Source organism: Sulfurimonas sp. (assembly GCF_047622445.1).
Classification (GTDB): Bacteria; Campylobacterota; Campylobacteria; order Campylobacterales; family Sulfurimonadaceae; genus Sulfurimonas.
The window spans coordinates 1-17,435 of sequence record NZ_JBLHOE010000072.1 but is presented as its reverse complement, the minus strand read 5'-3'; the positions used below and the strand labels follow the sequence as shown (position 1 = coordinate 17,435).

Annotated in this window: 23 protein-coding genes and 1 pseudogene; 19 read left to right on the top strand and 5 right to left on the bottom strand. The window is 32.2% G+C overall.

Going from position 1 to position 17,435, the window contains the following annotated elements; translation table 11 throughout:
- From ACI9TV_RS13655 to ACI9TV_RS13600, 12 genes and pseudogenes are all read left to right on the top strand, one after another.
- Positions 1-214 (top strand): annotated as a pseudogene (locus ACI9TV_RS13655) (cytochrome C); the annotation flags it as partial.
- 2 nt (positions 215-216) lie between these two features.
- A complete protein-coding gene (locus ACI9TV_RS13650) occupies positions 217-1,434 on the top strand; it encodes a nitrous oxide reductase family maturation protein NosD (protein ID WP_415251372.1) in 1,218 nt (405 codons plus the stop codon).
- A gap of 2 nt (positions 1,435-1,436) precedes the next feature.
- Positions 1,437-2,174, top strand: coding sequence for a 4Fe-4S dicluster domain-containing protein (locus ACI9TV_RS13645; protein WP_415251371.1), 738 nt, complete (start codon positions 1,437-1,439; stop codon positions 2,172-2,174).
- Between the two features lie 8 nt (positions 2,175-2,182).
- Positions 2,183-2,794, top strand: coding sequence for a c-type cytochrome (locus ACI9TV_RS13640; RefSeq protein WP_415251370.1), 612 nt, complete (start codon positions 2,183-2,185; stop codon positions 2,792-2,794).
- Positions 2,794-3,285, top strand: coding sequence for a c-type cytochrome (locus tag ACI9TV_RS13635; RefSeq protein WP_415251369.1), 492 nt, complete (start codon positions 2,794-2,796; stop codon positions 3,283-3,285). The genes ACI9TV_RS13640 and ACI9TV_RS13635 overlap by 1 nt, the downstream gene beginning before the upstream one ends.
- A gap of 9 nt (positions 3,286-3,294) precedes the next feature.
- The gene (locus ACI9TV_RS13630) at positions 3,295-4,200 is read left to right on the top strand and encodes a NapH/MauN family ferredoxin-type protein (protein WP_415251368.1); all 906 of its coding nucleotides are present in this window, start codon (positions 3,295-3,297) and stop codon (positions 4,198-4,200) included.
- A gap of 4 nt (positions 4,201-4,204) precedes the next feature.
- Complete coding sequence (locus tag ACI9TV_RS13625; RefSeq protein ID WP_415251367.1) at positions 4,205-4,882, top strand: ABC transporter ATP-binding protein; 678 nt, start codon at positions 4,205-4,207, stop codon at positions 4,880-4,882.
- Positions 4,879-5,706, top strand: coding sequence for an ABC transporter permease (locus ACI9TV_RS13620; RefSeq protein WP_415251366.1), 828 nt, complete (start codon positions 4,879-4,881; stop codon positions 5,704-5,706). The genes ACI9TV_RS13625 and ACI9TV_RS13620 overlap by 4 nt, the downstream gene beginning before the upstream one ends.
- A gap of 11 nt (positions 5,707-5,717) precedes the next feature.
- On the top strand, positions 5,718-6,188 hold the full coding sequence (locus ACI9TV_RS13615; protein WP_415251365.1) for a nitrous oxide reductase accessory protein NosL: 471 nt from the start codon (positions 5,718-5,720) through the stop codon (positions 6,186-6,188).
- 1 nt (position 6,189) lies between these two features.
- Positions 6,190-6,714, top strand: a complete 525-nt coding sequence (locus ACI9TV_RS13610; protein ID WP_415251364.1) for a PAS domain-containing protein — start codon at positions 6,190-6,192, stop codon at positions 6,712-6,714.
- Between the two features lie 6 nt (positions 6,715-6,720).
- Positions 6,721-7,935: a nitrous oxide reductase family maturation protein NosD gene (nosD, locus tag ACI9TV_RS13605; protein WP_415251363.1), complete on the top strand. Its 1,215-nt coding sequence runs from the start codon at positions 6,721-6,723 to the stop codon at positions 7,933-7,935.
- 111 nt (positions 7,936-8,046) lie between these two features.
- Entirely contained in the window at positions 8,047-8,514 is a 468-nt protein-coding gene (locus tag ACI9TV_RS13600) for a CZB domain-containing protein (RefSeq protein WP_415251362.1), read from the top strand.
- Between the two features lie 43 nt (positions 8,515-8,557).
- Here ACI9TV_RS13600 and ACI9TV_RS13595 read toward each other — a convergent pair whose 3' ends face one another.
- The 5 genes from ACI9TV_RS13595 to ACI9TV_RS13575 all read right to left on the bottom strand — a co-directional run bounded on the left by ACI9TV_RS13595 (position 8,558) and on the right by ACI9TV_RS13575 (position 13,528).
- Positions 8,558-9,001, bottom strand: coding sequence for a hypothetical protein (locus ACI9TV_RS13595; protein ID WP_415251361.1), 444 nt, complete (start codon positions 8,999-9,001; stop codon positions 8,558-8,560).
- A 92-nt stretch (positions 9,002-9,093) separates the two neighbouring features.
- Complete coding sequence (locus ACI9TV_RS13590) at positions 9,094-9,876, bottom strand: CbbQ/NirQ/NorQ/GpvN family protein (protein WP_415251360.1); 783 nt, start codon at positions 9,874-9,876, stop codon at positions 9,094-9,096.
- Between the two features lie 10 nt (positions 9,877-9,886).
- Positions 9,887-11,695 carry a nitric oxide reductase activation protein NorD gene (locus ACI9TV_RS13585; protein WP_415251359.1) on the bottom strand — a complete coding sequence of 603 codons (1,809 nt, stop codon included), beginning with the start codon at positions 11,693-11,695 and terminating at the stop codon, positions 9,887-9,889.
- 2 nt (positions 11,696-11,697) lie between these two features.
- Positions 11,698-13,077 carry a cbb3-type cytochrome c oxidase subunit I gene (locus tag ACI9TV_RS13580; protein ID WP_415251358.1) on the bottom strand — a complete coding sequence of 460 codons (1,380 nt, stop codon included), beginning with the start codon at positions 13,075-13,077 and terminating at the stop codon, positions 11,698-11,700.
- 4 nt (positions 13,078-13,081) lie between these two features.
- A complete protein-coding gene (locus tag ACI9TV_RS13575; RefSeq protein WP_415251357.1) occupies positions 13,082-13,528 on the bottom strand; it encodes a c-type cytochrome in 447 nt (148 codons plus the stop codon).
- Between the two features lie 156 nt (positions 13,529-13,684).
- On the opposite strand from ACI9TV_RS13575, the gene ACI9TV_RS13570 reads away from it, so the two are divergent.
- From ACI9TV_RS13570 to ACI9TV_RS13540, 7 genes are all read left to right on the top strand, one after another.
- Positions 13,685-14,110 (top strand): RrF2 family transcriptional regulator, encoded by a 426-nt coding sequence (locus tag ACI9TV_RS13570; RefSeq protein ID WP_415251356.1) that lies wholly within the window; start codon positions 13,685-13,687, stop codon positions 14,108-14,110.
- Positions 14,088-14,672, top strand: a complete 585-nt coding sequence (locus ACI9TV_RS13565; protein ID WP_415251355.1) for a cytochrome c oxidase subunit 3 — start codon at positions 14,088-14,090, stop codon at positions 14,670-14,672. The genes ACI9TV_RS13570 and ACI9TV_RS13565 overlap by 23 nt, the downstream gene beginning before the upstream one ends.
- Positions 14,673-14,676: 4 nt before the next feature.
- Positions 14,677-14,928, top strand: a complete 252-nt coding sequence (locus tag ACI9TV_RS13560) for a cytochrome C oxidase subunit IV family protein (protein ID WP_415251354.1) — start codon at positions 14,677-14,679, stop codon at positions 14,926-14,928.
- A 14-nt stretch (positions 14,929-14,942) separates the two neighbouring features.
- A complete protein-coding gene (locus tag ACI9TV_RS13555; protein WP_415251353.1) occupies positions 14,943-16,226 on the top strand; it encodes a TAXI family TRAP transporter solute-binding subunit in 1,284 nt (427 codons plus the stop codon).
- 95 nt (positions 16,227-16,321) lie between these two features.
- The gene (locus tag ACI9TV_RS13550) at positions 16,322-16,573 is read left to right on the top strand and encodes a hypothetical protein (RefSeq protein ID WP_415251352.1); all 252 of its coding nucleotides are present in this window, start codon (positions 16,322-16,324) and stop codon (positions 16,571-16,573) included.
- Positions 16,557-16,895, top strand: a complete 339-nt coding sequence (locus ACI9TV_RS13545; RefSeq protein WP_415251351.1) for a type II toxin-antitoxin system PemK/MazF family toxin — start codon at positions 16,557-16,559, stop codon at positions 16,893-16,895. Before ACI9TV_RS13550 ends, ACI9TV_RS13545 begins: the two co-directional genes overlap by 17 nt.
- Before the next feature lie 262 nt (positions 16,896-17,157).
- On the top strand, positions 17,158-17,435 hold a 278-nt coding region (locus ACI9TV_RS13540), incomplete at its 3' end, for a hypothetical protein (RefSeq protein ID WP_415251350.1).

The window sequence follows — 17,435 nt, the reverse complement described above, 5'->3', positions numbered from 1 at the left end:
ATACTGGTTATACTGGTTTGGACACAATCTTCATAACTGGGGAGCATTTACTATAAAACCGTTCATGCCTACAGTATTTGGAGATGGAAAGATTGCTCAATTTACTACACACTCTTATCCAACAATTGGTTTTTATCTTTTAGTTGCTATTGGGTTATTTAGTCTTCTAGCTTTTCTTGCGAAAGAAAAAGCTCTTAAAGAGATGAACGACTAAATATGATGAAAATAATATTTGTATTTCAGATTCTTTTTTTAACTCTGTTAAATGCCAATATATTACAAGATGCTATAGACAAAGCACCTAGTGGTTCTATCCTAAAATTACCTGCTGGAATCTATAAGGGTAATATTTACATAAATAAGCCATTAACTATCGTAGGAAAAGAAGATGGTGTTATTATAGATGGTGGGGGAAGCGGAACTGTTATAACAACAAAAGGTTCTTTCATAACGCTGAAGAATCTAAAAATAATAGGTAGCGGAGATAGACACGACAAGGTTGATGCTGCGATATCTATGGAAGATGGATCTCAATGTGAGGTTAGTGATTGTATAATCGAAGATTGTCTATTTGGTATAGATATGAAAATGATGAATAATTCAATTCTAAGCAACAATAAAATTTCTTCGAAGGATCTAGAATTAGGTCTACGTGGGGATGGTATTAGAATTTGGTACTCTCATGACAACATTATAAAAGGTAATTCTCTAAAGAAATCTCGTGATATGGTTGTATGGTATTCTCATGGAAATGAGATTCTTGAAAACTTCGGTGAATATGGTAGGTACTCTCTTCACTTTATGTATGCGGGAAAAAACATAGTAAAAAACAACTACTACCAATTTAATAGTGTTGGTATATTTTTTATGTACTCTAAAGACACTATTGCAATTGGTAATACAATAAAAAGTTCACTTGGTGCTACTGGTATGGGTATAGGACTTAAAGATGTATCGAACTTTACACTCAAAGACAATACAATTATTTATTGTGCACAAGGTATATATATAGATCGTTCTCCATTTGAACCAGATACGCATAACTGGATACTTGATAACAAGATTTTATACAATGCAGAAGCTATACATTTTCATTCAATGAGTGAAAATAATATACTTAAAAATAACGCTATTGTAGGTAATATTGAAGATATTATAAATGATAGTAGAGGTTCAAAAACAAATGAAAACGAGATAGTAGGAAATTATTGGGATAACTATGAAGGCTTTGATAGAGACGGTGATAATATTGGGGACACACCGCACAAAGTCTATCAGTATGCAGACCAACTGTGGGTTTATAATCCAGAAGTGAAGTTCTTTTATGGTTCACCTGTAATATCAATGCTAAATTTCTTAGCAAAACTAGCTCCATTTACAAGTCCAATTTTTCTTCTCGAAGACGAAAAACCAATTATTAAAATTGAAGGTTAATTATGGCACATATAGATACAGATAGAAGAGATTTTATTAAATATTCTACTCTCGGTATATTAGGACTCACTCTTGGTGGCGGAATGGTTTTTAGTCCGTACTTAGCTGCTGGTGAAAATAGACTTCGTCCTCCTGGTGCAGTTGATGAGAAGAAATTCTTAGCTCTGTGTATAAAGTGTGGGCAATGTGTTCAAGTATGTCCTTTCCACTCTATCAAATTATCAGATATGCTGAAGGGAGCTGGAGCTGGAACTCCATATATAGATGCTAATGAAAGAGCATGTTACTCTTGTACTGCAGTTCCATGTGTTTTAGCTTGTCCTAGTGGAGCTCTTGATCATCATTGTGAAAAACCAGAAGATATACATATGGGAATAGCAGTGTTAGAATTTCCAGATACGTGTTTGGCTATTAGTCAAACAGCTATACCTAAAGGTTTTAATGAGAAGATGCATAACTTTACGGACTCCGTACGAAATGTGACAGAAATTGAAAAAGAACTTGTTGAAAAACTTGACTCTTACGAAGGTAAGGAGTGTACTCTGTGTGCCGATATGTGTCCTATACCAAATCCAATGAGTGCTATTGCAATGGTTAGTGATGCTGGCGGTGGATATAAACCTGAAATCTATGCTGGATGTATAGGATGTGGAGCATGCCAAGATGTATGTCCAACCACTATTGCATCTATAGTAGTGAAACCAAGAATGACTTACGACGAATATTATAAAAAAGCATAGGAACTAATATGAAACTAGAAATGAAGAAACTTACAATGATACTACTCTTTGCACTCTTAACTGGGTGTAGCAATGAAGGTGATAAAAGCACTATAAATAATGCAACACAAAAAACGGCTGCTGCCTCAGGTATAGAAGTTTCACATAATGAGAATGCTAAAGAGATAAAAGTACAAGCAAAAGAACATGATAAAAAAGATAAACAATACTACTTTGATTATGAGAGTGATGTAAAGGCTGCATACAGTCAAAATGCCACACCAGCTAATCCAGATGCATCGATTCGTACGAAACCTAGAACAACATTAGATGCAAATATTCATGTACGAAGTCCTTATGAAAGAATACAGGTTTCACTGTTAGTAAAAGGTCTTAGTAAAAACTTCATTGTTAAATGTTCCGCATGCCACAATGATTACGCAAACGGAATCATCGGCCCATCACTTCTTGGCAAAGATGTTGACTTTATTATTAATAAAATCAATACATTTAAAACTGACAAAACTGCCAATATACTTATGACTGAATTGGTTCAAAAGATGGATGACAAAGAGATAAAAGAAGTAGCAAATGATATTTATCGTTTTAATAATGAGATAAAAAACTTGAGGAATAAATAATGAAAAATATTATTGTTGGACTTTTAACAATTGTAGTAGTAGGGCTAATGGTATTAACATTCTCTAAAGGTGGCGCTTATCACGGTGGTGAACTTGGAAAAGTAATTGAAGATATGCAAAAAAATACTCAGATTCAAAAGCCTGAGCAAATGGAAGTAAATCAAGATAAAGAAGATCAAGAGAAATTAAATGCTCTAAGAAATAAAGCTGGAAGTGTCGGTGAAATTAAAGTGAGTAGAGCATACAAGTCTAAATGTGCTGCTTGTCATGGAGCTGATGGTTCTGGGATGCAAGATGGAAGAAGACTCATGGGCCCTAAAATTTATGGACAGAGTGAAGAGAAGCTATATAAAGACTTGATTGATTTTAAAGCTGGAAGAAAAGAGAATGTTGTTATGAAGGGTCTGCTCATTAATACAAGTGAAGAAGAACTAAAAGAATTTGCTCGTGAAATAAGCCTATTTTCTTCACAAAACAAAGAATCGAAGTAATTAAATCTGATGGATAAGTATAATAATAGAGAGACCATAAAGAATTCCACTTTTTGGTCTACTTTTTTTAGTAGAACAAAAGATGGTAAAAAAATCTTTAGCTATAGAATGAAGAGATGGATTTTAGTTATTGCAATTCATCTGTTGTTTTTCTTATCATTTTCAATAGATATTCAAATACTTGAAGGAACTCTTAACGGATCACGTTTTTTAGGTTTTCATATGATAGATATCTATACTACAATGCAACTCTATGTAGCTACATATGAACTTCCTATAAACATGATTATAGGGACAGTAACTATACTTCTTTTTTACATGTTAGTAGGTGGTAGAAGTTACTGTTCATGGGTATGCCCTTATGGCATACTAAGTGAGATTGGCGAAAAAATTCATAATACACTTGTTAAGAAAAAAATTATTAAATCGCGAAAATTTGATCATAGAGTAAGACATCTTTTTTGGATTATGTTTTTGGTTCTTTCTTTTACAAGTGGTTACTTGGTTTTTGAGACTTTTAATGTTGTAGGTATACTTAGTCGAGCAGTAGCTTATGGTTGGAGTTTAGCACTTATCTGGGTAGTTATTGTCTTTTCTTTAGAAGTGTTTTACTCTCGAAGAGCTTGGTGTACATACATTTGTCCTATTGGCACGACTTATGGATATATAGGAAAAGTATCAGCACTTAGAGTTGAGTGGAATGATAACTGTGATCACTGCATGGTATGTCATGATGTTTGTTTTGAGAATCAAGTTCTAGAGATTGTTAAAGCTAAGTACGATAAGCAAAGAGAAGAAAAATCAATTACTAAAGAGTATATTACAGGTGCTGATTGTACACTCTGTGGCAGATGTATTGATATCTGTCATAATGATGCCCTTGATTTTGACTTTAGACTAAAAAGTTTGGTGTAAAATAATGATAAAAATAAACAACTTAACTAAAAAATTTGCCTCTCATATTTCACTTGATAAAGTGACATGTGAATTTAATAAAAATGACTCTATTGCCTTAATGGGCGCGAATGGTGCGGGTAAAACTACACTGATTCGTTCTATATTAGGATACTACCATCCTGATGAGGGTGAAGTACTGGTAAATGGGCTTAATCCTGTGAAAGATAGAATTAATGTTCTAAAAAACATTAGTTTTGTTCCTCAACTTCCACCACCAATAAAACTTAGTATTGATGAATTAATAAGCTATGTTGAGACAAGTTCAGATGTAAGTAAAGATTTGATCTTGCATTATGCAAATGAGATGAAGCTAGATGTGAAAGCAAATATTAATAAATCATTTTTTAAACTAAGTGGTGGGATGAAGCAGAAATTACTCATCGCTATAAGTTTGGCTAAAAAAAGTGAGATCATTATATATGATGAGCCGACAGCAAACCTTGACCCAAAAGCGAGAGATGACTTCTACAGACTTTTAAAACAAAACGAAGATGAAAAAGTACTTCTTTTTGTCACACATAGGCTTGAAGAGGTAAAAGAATTGGTAAATAGACAGATATATATGGACTTAGGAAAAGTGGTGTCAGATGACAGAGTTGATCATAATACTATAAAGCAAACGATAGGGAGTACAACTTGAAAAACTTATCATTAATCGCATACTTAGACCTTAAAGAATCCATAAGAGCTAAGTGGTTTTTAGTTTACTCTTTAGTATTTGGTGGACTTATAGCCCTCTTTTTTATCGCAGGTGTTACAGAGTCTCAAGTAATGGGATTTAGTGGGTTAAGCCGTCTTTTACTAATGTATATACAGATAACAATAGTTATATTGCCTATCTTTATACTCATAACTACAGTGCGATCAATTTCTGGAGATAGAGATAACCATATACTTGAGTACATGTTATCTTTTCCAATCTCTCTAGGACAGTATTACTGGGGTAAATTTATAGGACGATTTATAACTGTATACCTTCCCGTAATGTTTGCAATGGCAATAGCTATAGTATATGGAGCATTAAAAGGTGCGGACATTCCTTGGAGTATATTTTTTCTTTATACTGGGCTACTCTTTTCACTTTCTTGCGCATTTTTAGGAATAGCATTTTTTATATCGTCATTTGTAAAATCTAGTGAAGTTGCTCTTGGGATTGCTTTTTTTATATGGATTTTTTTACTAGCATTTATCGATATTGCGCTGATATCACTTATGATGCAAGAACGCTTCTCAACAGAGTTGATTATAACTATCTCGATGATGAACCCTATGGAGATATTTAGAATCGCAGCTATTTCACTGTTTGATCCTGAACTTACTGTTATGGGTCCAGTGGCTTTTTATATTTTAGACACTATGAGTCAGGCTGCATTTGTTCTTCTCTCAATAGTGTATCCACTTGTTATAGGATTAATATTTGCCGCTTTAGGTTTTAGAGTATTTAAAAAGAAAGATTTAGTATAAAGGGAAAGATAATGAATAAAATTTTAATTGGAACTATTTTAGCATCAAGCCTACTGTTTTCAAATACAATGGATTATGATAAAAACACCACTGGTGTAGTTAGAAACATGAAAGTGTATAAAGATCCAAAATGGGTAGCAAAAATAGAGCTACAAAATGGTAAGAAACTATTTTTTGTAAGTCCAAAATCTATGCTAGAGTTTTACCAGCACCCAGGTAAATGGTTCGATATAGGAGTAAAAAGTGAAAAGGATTTCAAAGAAATTCTTGTGACTGATTTTCAAACTCTTAAGCCAGTAAAGGCAAAAGGGGCTTTTTATATTTATGGTACAAATGTCATTTCACCTGCAGGTGATGATTTAGTTCCATTTGATTCGTATAAGGCAGCAGAAGAATTCTCTAAAAAACATAATGGCAAAAGAATATTCAGTTTTAGAGAAGTGAGTAGCGCTCTTATTAGATTATTAAACGGAAGGATATAAGATGTCCAAAATAACACCACGTAATGAAGAAATAAAGTTAGATCCCAAAAGATACTTAGTAAGCGAAACTGATGAAGCTGGTAATATTACTTTTGCAAACAGTTATTTTACTGAAGTCTCTGGATATTCAAACGAAGAGCTTATAGGACAACCTCATAATATTGTGAGACATCCAGATATGCCTAAAGTTGTTTTCAAACTTCTTTGGGTAATGATATCAACGGGTCATAATATAAATGCAGTTGTTAAAAATCTTGCAAAAGATGGTAGATATTACTGGATTTTCACAAGCTTTGAAATAAGAAAAGATACGGATACAGATGAAGTTATAGGCTATCATGCTTCAAGAAAAGCAGTTTCTAAACATATTATAGAAATTATTTCTGGTTTATATGAAAAACTTTTAGAAATAGAAAAAGATGAAGGTGTTGATGCAAGTCAAACCTATCTTAATAAATTTCTAAAAGAAAAAGGTGAGGATATTAATATTGCTAATCTTATGGAAAATATACATAAATTTTATTAAAATATTTTGATAAGAACCTATTTACTTTTCTTTCTTTTTATCTCAAATGCTTTTGCAAATCCTTTGCAAGAAGCTATTGATAGCGCTCAACCCTTCTCAACCATAACACTTCCTACCGGAACTTACCGAGGAAATATTACTATTGCTAAGCCTCTTAAAATCATTGGCAACAAAAGTATAATCCAAGGGGATAGTGTAGGCACAGTGATAACCATAAAAAGCTCAAATGTTATTCTTAAAAACCTTATCATTACAAACAGTGGAAACAGGCTTGATCAGTTAGATGCTGCAGTTTCCATAGAGAAGGCTAAAAACTTTGCTATGGATGGATGTAGAATACTAAACTGCCTCTATGGGGTACGAATGTCAATGGTTGAGAACTCTATACTCATTGGTAACTACATAAGTTCAAAAGAAAAAGACATAAGCTTAAAAGGCGATGGATTAAAGCTTTATTATTCTCATAACAACCTGATAAAAAACAATACTATTGAGTATGTAAGAGATGTTACTCTCAACTACTCCCACAATAATATTTTTGAAAAAAACAGTTTTTTAAACAATAGATTTGCAACACATTTGAGTTTGAGTAATACAAATACTTTTACAAAAAATATCTATAGGTATAACTCTGTCTCCATGATAATTATGGGTGCACAAGATACTTATATAATGTATAACACAATAGAGAGTTCAAAGGGTACTGCAGGAATGGGAGTTGTAGTCAAGGGAGTAAGAAACTTCATATTTTGGCATAATATTGTAAAGTTTAATGCAATAGGCCTTTACATTGACGGACAAGAAAGAAGAAAAGGTATCAAAAGGCACATATGTTACAATGAGTTTTCACAGAACTCGCAAGCAATTCATTTTCATGCCCCTATAAAAGATAATAATATAAGCCACAATCAAATCTTTGGAAATATCGATGATATAATACAAGGAGTAGAGGGAAGCTTTTCCCAAAAAAATATAGTAGAGTACAACTATTGGGGTAGGTATAGTGGTTTTGACAGAGATTCTAACAATATAGGCGACACTTCACATAAAATTTATCAATACACGGACAGACTATGGCAATACAATAACAAGGTAAAATTCTTCTATGCAAGCCCAGTTATGACTATCTTGGACTTTTTATTAAGAATTGCACCTTTTATTGAACCAAACCTCCTATTTAAAGATACTAAACCTGTCTTTATCAATAATTCTAACGAGTAGAACCTTTTTACTACTTCATAGTAGTAAATTTTCTTTTTGTGTTTAAATATCCTATATTTTTAATATATAAAATACTATAATGTTTGTCAATAGAAGGGGAGGTGTCATTTTATGGAAAAATTAGATCTTGTCAGTAACGTAAGAGCAGCAAGAACAGCACACATTAAATGGGTTCAAAAAGCAAAATTATTAATAAATGGTTTAGATGTACAAGAGGGCGCAATTCCTGTTGATTCTACTGAATGTGAATTTGGAAAATGGTTTTACGATAAGGGACAGATCTTAAATTCTTTAACTAATAATACCAAAGAAGAAATGGAGCGTATTGAAGATTTACATTCTAAATTACATGACCAGTACTTAGAAATATTTAATATATATTTTAACAAAGTTAAAACGGGTTGGTTATGTAAAATATTTGGAATTAAGAGAAGAAATGTTTCCGATGAAGAACAAAAGCTTGCAAAGAAACATTTTGAAAGTATGGAAGTGATTTCTAAAGATTTACTCGAAGAAATAAATAAACTTGAGCAGCTCTTGATAGCAGTCTCTGAAGAAGACGTTAAAATTCTTATATAATAGGAATGAAGTGTTCTTATGAGCACTTCATTTTAATTCACCTTTAGCGAGCATTTTCAGTAATTATTTTTAAAACTTCATCATAGCTAAGAACTTCATTTGCATCTTTAATACTACTTTTTACTTTGTGTGCACTGAATCCAAAAGACATAGGTGTTATATTACCCGGATTATAAAAAGCTTTTCGTGCATTTATCCACTCTCCACTATCTACATCAGTTATCCAAACCACCGCTTTATCTTTCCAGTTTATATTTTCTTCACTAAACCAAAGAGTCATACATCCTATATCATCAAACATATACTTCTTACCAGTAAGTGAATTAGCAACCTGTACAGTATTTTTTCTATCACTCACTACCATTACACATCTCGTACACATATCTCTATCCCAATGTACTTTTGCAAGACCTGAAACTGATTCTTTCTCACAAGCAGAAAACATAAAAACTAAAATACCAATAACGAAAAACTTAAAATAGATCAAAATAAAACTCCAATAAAATATAATATATAAAACGGGGATTATAGCATAAAATATTTAACTACTATGCTGGTATAGTATTATTTAAGATAAAATTAATCTTTAGGAAAATGTAAGGCAATTAAGGTTTCTAAAACTTCTAAAACTTCCTCTTCATCACTCAAAGATTCTACGATAGAGTGTATACAAGCTTGATAAGGGTTGAATCCTTTTGTAATAAGTTTCGCTGCATAAACAAGCAGTCTCGTTGATACTGCTTCTTGGATGTCGTTGTCTTCAAGTTCTCTTATTTCCCCGGCGATAGTTACAAGTTTTTGTGCTACCTCGTCTTGAACCCCACTTTCTTTTATAACAATTTCTTTTTCAATACTTGCCTTGGGGTAGTTAAAACTAAGTGAAATAAATCTTTGTTTTGTACTTGGTTTCATTCCCTTAAGTACGTTTTGATAGCCTGGGTTATAAGAAACAACTAACATAAAATCAGGATGTGCTTGGATTACTTCACCGGTTCTGTCTATTGGTAAAACCCGTCTATAATCAGCTAAAGAGTGAAGGACAACTGTTGTATCTTTTCTCGCTTCTATAATTTCATCAAGATAACATATGCCACCTTCTCTTACTGCTTTTGTAAGTGGACCATCTTGCCAGTATGTTCCATTTTCATTGATGAGATGGCGTCCAACTAAATCAGCGGCAGATAAGTCATCATGACATACAACCGTATACACATTACGTTTAAGCTTTTCACCCATATACTCTATGAAACGTGTTTTACCACATCCAGTTGGACCTTTTATGAGTATAGGTAAGTTCATAGCCTCAGCAGCTTCAAAAAGCTCGATTTCATTTGATTGTGCTAGATAGTAAGTGTCATTCATAGTTGTTTCCTTATTTTGTTAAGTTTATATAGATTTCAGTAATTGCTTTTGGTAGGTTTTTAGAATCTTTGACTAAGGTGTATCCGGTTCTTCCAAAAAGATAAGGAAGGTATTCTTTTGCTTCTAAATCAATTGTAATACAAAAAGGGATTATCCCGAGTTTTCGTGCATCTTCAATAGATTTTTTTGTATCTTCGATTCCATATCTTCCATCATATCTATCAACGTCATTAGGTTTTCCATCACTTATTATTAAAAGAAGTTTATTTTGTGTTGGTTGTTTATTTAAAATGTTAGAAGATTCACGAATCGCGGCACCCAAACGTGTATAATAACCAGGTTTCATAGCATCAATTCTTCCCCGAGTATTATCGCTGTATTTTTCTCTGAAGTTTTTAATAATCTCAAAACGTATATTCTTATTTTTTAAAGAAGAAAAACTATAAATAGCAAACCTATCTTGGAGTTTTTCTAAAGCTTCTGAAAATACAATAAGTCCATCTTTAATCATGTCAATGATACGTATATCTTGTGTAATTCCAGCTTCAGTAGAGAGTGAAACATCAGCTAAGATGAGAGTGGACATATCACGTAATTTTTTTTCAAAGCTTTCGTAAAAGTTTTGATGATGACTCGATTTGTTTTGAAGACCTTTGTAGTCAATCCAAGTGTCAAGGTTTATCTCATCTCCATAGGCAAGTCGGTTGTTTTTTACGCGGTCTAGTTCCATTAAATCAAGTTCATTTTGAATTTTTCTGACGGTTTTTTTAAGCCTAAATGGCAAAGTTAATGGTTCTATATTTGTAACAAGGTAAGGTTTTATGCAGGCATAGTGTATTAAATAACTTCCCTTCTTATAATCCCATTCATTAACATAGTGACCTTTGCCAATAGGGTATTCTTCTTTAGAATCATACTCTAAGTCTAAATCCATTTTGAGTCGTGCTGAAAGGTTTGCTTTTTTTCGCCCTAGTGTAATCTCATCTAAATCTTGAGCATTGTAAAGTGCATCTTCATCTAGGCTGTCATCTTCACTTCTGTCTACATTTACCTGTTCTAATATACTCATCATTGATTCAGGTAAAAAAGCGAGAAATCCATCAGTTTCTTTTTTATCATCCATCTGATTCGCTTGTTTTTTCATTTTAAGAGTTTCACTGAGTTGAGATTTTTCGTCCCCTCTTAAAGGTGTATCTTCATCATCAAAGTCACTGTATTTATTGTTTTTGCTAAGAGGTGGATATATCCAGAGTGGAAATAGGTAGGTGTTGATTTCGTCTTTAAATTGTATATTTCTTAAATCTTGCATTTCTAAAGATTTAAGAAATAACAATTCTTTATTTTGTTCTATTAATGCTAGAGAAGATTTTTCATAAAAATTTTTAAAGCCTTCGTATTTTTGTATAAGTTCTTTGGTTGCAGAGATATTTTTATAAAGTAAACTTCCTCTATAAGTATCTACTTTACTAAGCATAGCTATAAGCCAAAAGTATAACATTACATTTTCTTTTTTTGTGGGAAAAATAGCAATAGAAGTAGGAAGGTAAAGTGCTTTTTCATCTTGCCAAGCAAGATAAAAAGCATTCCCTACATCTGAAATTTTCTCGAGTAGTGAACGAGAAGTATCTATGAACCGTTTGTCTGTAACTTGTAATTCCTTGCCTTTTTCTCCACCAAGGAGGTGATGAAAAATCTTTAACTGTTTAGACTTGTCTGTAAAAAAGACACGTGATTCATCGTAAGTCTTGGAAGTCTTTTTTTTTAAAAACTTATCCCAAGCTTTACCGATATTCTCTTCGAATTCAAGATATTGAAGCATTGTTATTTGGTTACTGCTTCATGTTTGACAAAGAAACTATAAAAGTATGTTAGTAAGCCAAGTAGTGTAAGCACACCAAAAGCTAATCTAACCATGTATACAGGTACAATTTCAGCTTGCGTAGCCATGAAACTTAATGAGTCAGCACCACCCATACGTTGTAAGAATACTTGCATTGTTCCAGCCACCATAAGAGCGAAAGTTAAACCAAGCATACCTATAACCATCATCCAAAAACTAGTTAACTCTACTTTTTGAGCTTTAAGACCATTTCCATTTGGACGACCACGCATAATTGGCATTGCATAAGATATGATCGTAAACATAATCATAATATATGCACCAAAAAATGATGAGTGACCATGCGCTGCAGTTAACTGTGTACCATGAGTAAAGAAGTTAACAGGAGCAAGTGTGTGAAGGAAACCTAAAACACCAGCACCTAAAAATGCCATTACCACTGTACCTTTAGCCCATGTAAGAGCGATTTTGTTGTCATGGTCAATTCTTCTTTGTTTAGACATTGCAAATGCATAAAGAATCATTAACAAGAATGGTAAAGGCTCAACAGCTGAAGCGATAGATCCAATCCATAACCAGTACGAAGGTGTACCAATGTAGAAAAAGTGATGTCCAGTTCCAACGATTCCAGATACTAAAGTCATAGCGATAATGAGGTATAACCATTTGTCAATATGCTCACGGTCAACACCAGTTACTTTAATAAGCACAAATGAAAGAATGGCACCCATAATAAGTTCCCAAACACCTTCAACCCATAAGTGAACAACATACCACCAGAAAAACTTATCTAAAACTAGGTTGTCAGGCACATAAAATGCAAAAAGAAAAAATAGAGCTAGACCAACAAGACCAGTAAGTAAAACAACAGTGATAACTGTTCTTCTACCAGTAAGAACTGTCATACCAATGTTTAAAACAAATGATAAAGCTACAATAACTATACCGATTTTGATAATAGTAGGTTGTTCTAAGAACTCTCTACCCATGGTTGGAAGTAAATTATTATATGTAATCTCTGCTAAAGTTGCATAAGGAACAAATAAGTAACCTAAAATAGTAACAACACCAGCTGCTGCAAAAACCCAAAATGTTACTTTTGCAAGCCAAGGACTCCAAAGTTCTCTTTCACTTTCTTCTGGAACAAGGTAATAAGCAGCACCCATAAAACCAAAAAGAATTAAAACAATAAGAAGGTTTGTATGAACCATTCTTGCAACGTTAAACGGAATTTCTGGGAAAAGAAAGTCACCAGCAATATATTGCGTACCTAAAATTAAACCAAAAACAATTTCTCCAGCAAGAAGAATTAGTGCAAAAATAAAATAATTTTTTGCAACCATTTGTGAACTATATTTCATATGATTATCCTTCAATATTTGGAGGCCATTCGTGATCGTCGATACGAGATGTCCAGATTAAAAAGTCTGCAAGATTATTTACTTGCTCTTCACTTAGGTTGAACTGTGGCATTTTTCTTCTGCCTGGTTCACTTAATGGTTGTGAAGCCATCCAGCCTTGTAAATATGCTTTAAATGCACCTTCGTCTTTCATTCCACGACGATCAAAAACATTTGCAAGCTCTGGTGCATAGTATGCTCCTTCACCCATGATAGTGTGACAACCAACACAGTTGTTAACTTCCCATAAATTCTTACCCTTGGCAACAGATTCTGTAATCTTGTCCGAGTGTGAAAGTTCTGGAACTCTTTGCACAGTGTCTACTGATAGGCCAATAAATATTAAGATGGCGAAAATACTTCCACCAAAGTAAATATTTCTTGCCATGTTTTTCGTAATGCGTTCACTCATAGCTACTCCTTTTTAATTCTATTTTTACATAGTAATTGGAAGTATAGCAAATAGAAGTTCAATGCTACCTTTAAGTAGCATATGTGCGAATAATAATTTATTGTTGTAATTGTTATTAAAATAGTATATAATAGCTAAAATTAAAAGAAATATGAAGTGAATCATAAAATGGAATTAAATAATACATCCCAATATGCTATTCGAGTTTTAAGCTATATTGCTAATCATAGTGATGGAAAATTACTGAGTGCACGAGAGCTTTCAGAAGTTTTAAACATCCCCTATAAATTTCTAACAAAAATTGTAACAGATTTAGTAAAAGAAAATTTTCTTATATCTGTAAGAGGAAGAGAAGGTGGAAATAAACTCTCTCGAGATGCATCAGAAATCACGATTATGGAAGTATTAAATGCTTTTAACGAGTTTAACAATCAATCAGCATGTATTTTGGGAATTGGTGCATGTGATATGCATAAAAGATGTGCTTTACATGATCAATGGGTAAAACCAAAAGATATGATACATCAAATGTTTAAGAATACTACATTAAAAGATTTGGATGGCGAAAACTTTAAAATATAATTTACCTCCAGGTGACTTCGGAATTTGGCTTGTTGTCTACATGGAATTTATTACCTTTGGATTACTTTTTATTGGTTATGCCTTTTCTCGTCGAGTAGAAATAGATATTTTCAATCAATCACAACTTCTCTTAGACCAAAGATTTGGATTTATCAATACAATTATTCTTTTAACAAGTAGCTATTTTGTAGTTAAAGCTATAGAAGCAATCAAAAACTTTGATATTGAAGTAGCAAGTAAAAAAGCATCAATATCCCTTCAAGTAGCTATGAGTCTTGGGGCACTTTTTTTAATCATCAAAATTATTGAAATATCAGATAAGTACTCTCAAGGTATTAACTTGAGTACAAATACCTTTTTTATGTTTTATATTATCTTAATAGTATTTCACTTTATGCATGTACTTCTTGGAATGGTCATTCTTTTTAATATACAGCAAAAAACAAAGTTGGGTGGCTATACAAAAATGGACTATGAAGGTATGCGAACAGGGGCTATATATTGGCATTTAGTAGATTTACTTTGGATTGTTCTCTTTCCTCTATTGTACATAATGAGTTAATTGTATGAGTTTAAAAGTATGGATAAGTCTTGTTTTGTTAACATGTGCAACATTTTTGGTTGGATATTTTCAGCTTATAAACCCTTTCATTGGAGCTTTTCTCCTCTTTAGTGTCTTAGTAAAAGGCTTTATGATAAGTGATTATTTTATGGAGCTACGAGAAGTAACTTTTTTTTATAGAATGATTCCTATTTTGTGGTTAATTATAGTATTATCACTTATTGGATATGCGTATTATTTTCCAATACCTGTATAAATAAGGATAAATATATGTCAATTTTACAAGTTGTATTTAGAATAATATTGCCCTTAGTATTGTCATTTGTTGCACTATTTTATACAGTATCTTTATTTATAGAACCGGCTCCAAAAAAAGAATTAACAATTGCTACAAATCATAAAGATAGTAATTATTATGCCACTGCACTCAAATACCAAAAATTATTAGCCGAGCAAAATGTTAAATTAAAAATTGTTGAGTCTTCAGGTTCTGTAGAAAATTTAGATTTACTTAACTCAGGTAAAGTAGATATTGCTTTTGTTCAGGGTGGAATAATTGAAGAAAATGACAATCAAAATCTAGAATCTCTCGCAAGTGTGTATTATGAGCCCTTATGGATTTTTTACAAAAACCAAGGGTATACAATAGAGTATCTTGTAGAATTAGTTTCTAAGAAAATTTCCATTGGAGCTAATGGAAGTGGGACACAATACTTAGCTATTCAGATGTTGGTTGATAACGGAATCACTACTGATAATACAAGTCTAAGTATGGACACATCTAAAGATGCAAAAGTTAAATTACTAAACGGCTCGATAGATGCAATGTTTTTAGTAGGTTCACCATCTTCAGGAATTATAAAGGATTTGTTAAGCGATCCAAGTGTGGAGCTTTTAAATTTAAAACGTGTACGTGCGTACAATCAAAAGTATAAATTTTTATCTTCTTTAGTTTTACATGAGGGTACGATAGATTTATATAAAAACCTTCCATCTGAAAATAAAAATCTACTTGCAACTACAGCAAACTTAGTATGTAGAGAAGGTATAAATGATGAACTCATTCGTATTTTTGTAAAGCAAATAAAAAAAGTGCATAAAGAACAATCGATTTTTGAAAATCAAAATCAATTTCCATCTTTAGAAAATCTTGATACTCGTATAAATAAAGAAGCTAAGAACTACATTACAAAAGGGGATTCTTGGCTTGAGTCAATTTTTCCATTTTGGATTGCTTCTCAGATTGATAGACTCAAGCTTTTACTTATTCCTCTTTTAACTTTACTCTTCCCACTGTTTAAAGGTGTTTTACCATTATACAGATGGACAATACGCTCTAAAATATATAAATGGTACAGGCGACTAGACGAGATTGAAAAAGTAGCTACTTTTTCAGATGAAACGCTCAAGAAGAATCAAGATGATTTACTTGCTCTTAAAGATGAAGTTCAGGCACAAACAAAAGTTCCACTCTCTTATAAGGGCGAATACTATAATCTATTATTACATATTGATTTGGTGCATAAAGAACTAAAACTACAAAAGAAAGATTAAATAAGGTTTATTGCAGAAGCTTTTGGGTGGTGAAGTTAGGGTTTAATCTATTATGTTATAATGATTTGTAAGATTAGTATATCAAAGGATTATGTATGATAGAAGCAACATTAGCAGACTTGAGACAATCTGCCTCATTTTTTAAAACAACCCAAGTTGTCCATATTGTAAATGGTAGAAAAAAAGAAGATATTGGCTACTTTGTGCCTACTATATTTAAAGATAAGTTTGAAGCTTTCTTAGCTGAACTAGAACAAGAAAAAAAGATAAAACTATTGCATAGAATCGCCAAAGTAAGTGCTAAAGATAATGTTGGTGATGGGGCAATAGATGACGGGATTAACTAGAGGAGATATAGTTCTTATAAATTTTAATCCTGCAAAAGGTGGGGAGATGGGAAAACTAAGACCTGCCATCATTTTAAGTGATAAAGATGATAATGAAATCTTAGATACAGTGATAGTAATACCTCTTTCTACACATATCGAAGAAGATGCTTTACCTTATAGATTTCTCATCAGTTCAAGAGATAAACTGGAAAGAGATTGTGATGCTTGTATATATGAAATAAGAGCATTGTCTAAAACAAGAGTAAAAGAGAAGTTATCTATTTTAACTCAAAAAGAGTTAGAGATAGTTCAAGATTCACTTTGTCAGATAATTAAATGAGCGAATACTTCCAACTTAGATAGCAAAGGCAAAAGCTATTAAGTCGTAAAAGAAGAGAAAAGAAGAATGTTTTAGAAATTGATCTAAAAGATGAAATAGGTTTTTAATTTTTAAGTATAATAAAACAATAAAAAATATCTTAATAGGAACTAGAATTACATGAGTCTTCAAGATGATAATCATACAAAGTGTAAATCTGTAGATAAAAGAGAAATAAATGTTCTACTTGATTTTCTTTATATTATAAATAGAAAGTTAGAAAATGAATATTTATAATACAGATATAGAAAACCTAACTTGTTCTTGTAAGGATTGGCAAGAAGTAAGAAAAAGTTATTTACTAGATAATCCCCAAAGATTATGTAAGCATATTATCAATAAACTAGATAGTAACAATTTACCAAATAATTTAAGATATTTTAAATCAGATATAAAATTTTATCAAGAAAAAGAAAAAGGTTTTCAGAAGCAATTTAAAAAAATCATAACGCTACTAGATGAGAAGTATATTGTACTTTATAACGATGATGATTGGACAAA

Excerpts from the sequence above, each read along its gene's own strand:
- ACI9TV_RS13545 (WP_415251351.1), top strand. The coding sequence starts at position 16,557 with ATGACGGGATTAACTAGAGGAGATATAGTTCTTATAAATTTTAATCCT.
- ACI9TV_RS13640 (WP_415251370.1), top strand. The coding sequence starts at position 2,183 with ATGAAACTAGAAATGAAGAAACTTACAATGATACTACTCTTTGCACTC.
- ACI9TV_RS13635 (WP_415251369.1), top strand. The coding sequence starts at position 2,794 with ATGAAAAATATTATTGTTGGACTTTTAACAATTGTAGTAGTAGGGCTA.
- ACI9TV_RS13585 (WP_415251359.1), bottom strand. The coding sequence starts at position 11,695 with ATGCTTCAATATCTTGAATTCGAAGAGAATATCGGTAAAGCTTGGGAT.
- ACI9TV_RS13565 (WP_415251355.1), top strand. The coding sequence starts at position 14,088 with ATGGCGAAAACTTTAAAATATAATTTACCTCCAGGTGACTTCGGAATT.
- ACI9TV_RS13590 (WP_415251360.1), bottom strand. The coding sequence starts at position 9,876 with ATGAATGACACTTACTATCTAGCACAATCAAATGAAATCGAGCTTTTT.
- ACI9TV_RS13645 (WP_415251371.1), top strand. The coding sequence starts at position 1,437 with ATGGCACATATAGATACAGATAGAAGAGATTTTATTAAATATTCTACT.
- ACI9TV_RS13575 (WP_415251357.1), bottom strand. The coding sequence starts at position 13,528 with ATGAGTGAACGCATTACGAAAAACATGGCAAGAAATATTTACTTTGGT.
- ACI9TV_RS13615 (WP_415251365.1), top strand. The coding sequence starts at position 5,718 with ATGAATAAAATTTTAATTGGAACTATTTTAGCATCAAGCCTACTGTTT.
- ACI9TV_RS13625 (WP_415251367.1), top strand. The coding sequence starts at position 4,205 with ATGATAAAAATAAACAACTTAACTAAAAAATTTGCCTCTCATATTTCA.
- ACI9TV_RS13560 (WP_415251354.1), top strand. The coding sequence starts at position 14,677 with ATGAGTTTAAAAGTATGGATAAGTCTTGTTTTGTTAACATGTGCAACA.
- ACI9TV_RS13630 (WP_415251368.1), top strand. The coding sequence starts at position 3,295 with ATGGATAAGTATAATAATAGAGAGACCATAAAGAATTCCACTTTTTGG.
- ACI9TV_RS13580 (WP_415251358.1), bottom strand. The coding sequence starts at position 13,077 with ATGAAATATAGTTCACAAATGGTTGCAAAAAATTATTTTATTTTTGCA.
- ACI9TV_RS13650 (WP_415251372.1), top strand. The coding sequence starts at position 217 with ATGATGAAAATAATATTTGTATTTCAGATTCTTTTTTTAACTCTGTTA.
- ACI9TV_RS13610 (WP_415251364.1), top strand. The coding sequence starts at position 6,190 with ATGTCCAAAATAACACCACGTAATGAAGAAATAAAGTTAGATCCCAAA.
- ACI9TV_RS13555 (WP_415251353.1), top strand. The coding sequence starts at position 14,943 with ATGTCAATTTTACAAGTTGTATTTAGAATAATATTGCCCTTAGTATTG.
- ACI9TV_RS13600 (WP_415251362.1), top strand. The coding sequence starts at position 8,047 with ATGGAAAAATTAGATCTTGTCAGTAACGTAAGAGCAGCAAGAACAGCA.
- ACI9TV_RS13550 (WP_415251352.1), top strand. The coding sequence starts at position 16,322 with ATGATAGAAGCAACATTAGCAGACTTGAGACAATCTGCCTCATTTTTT.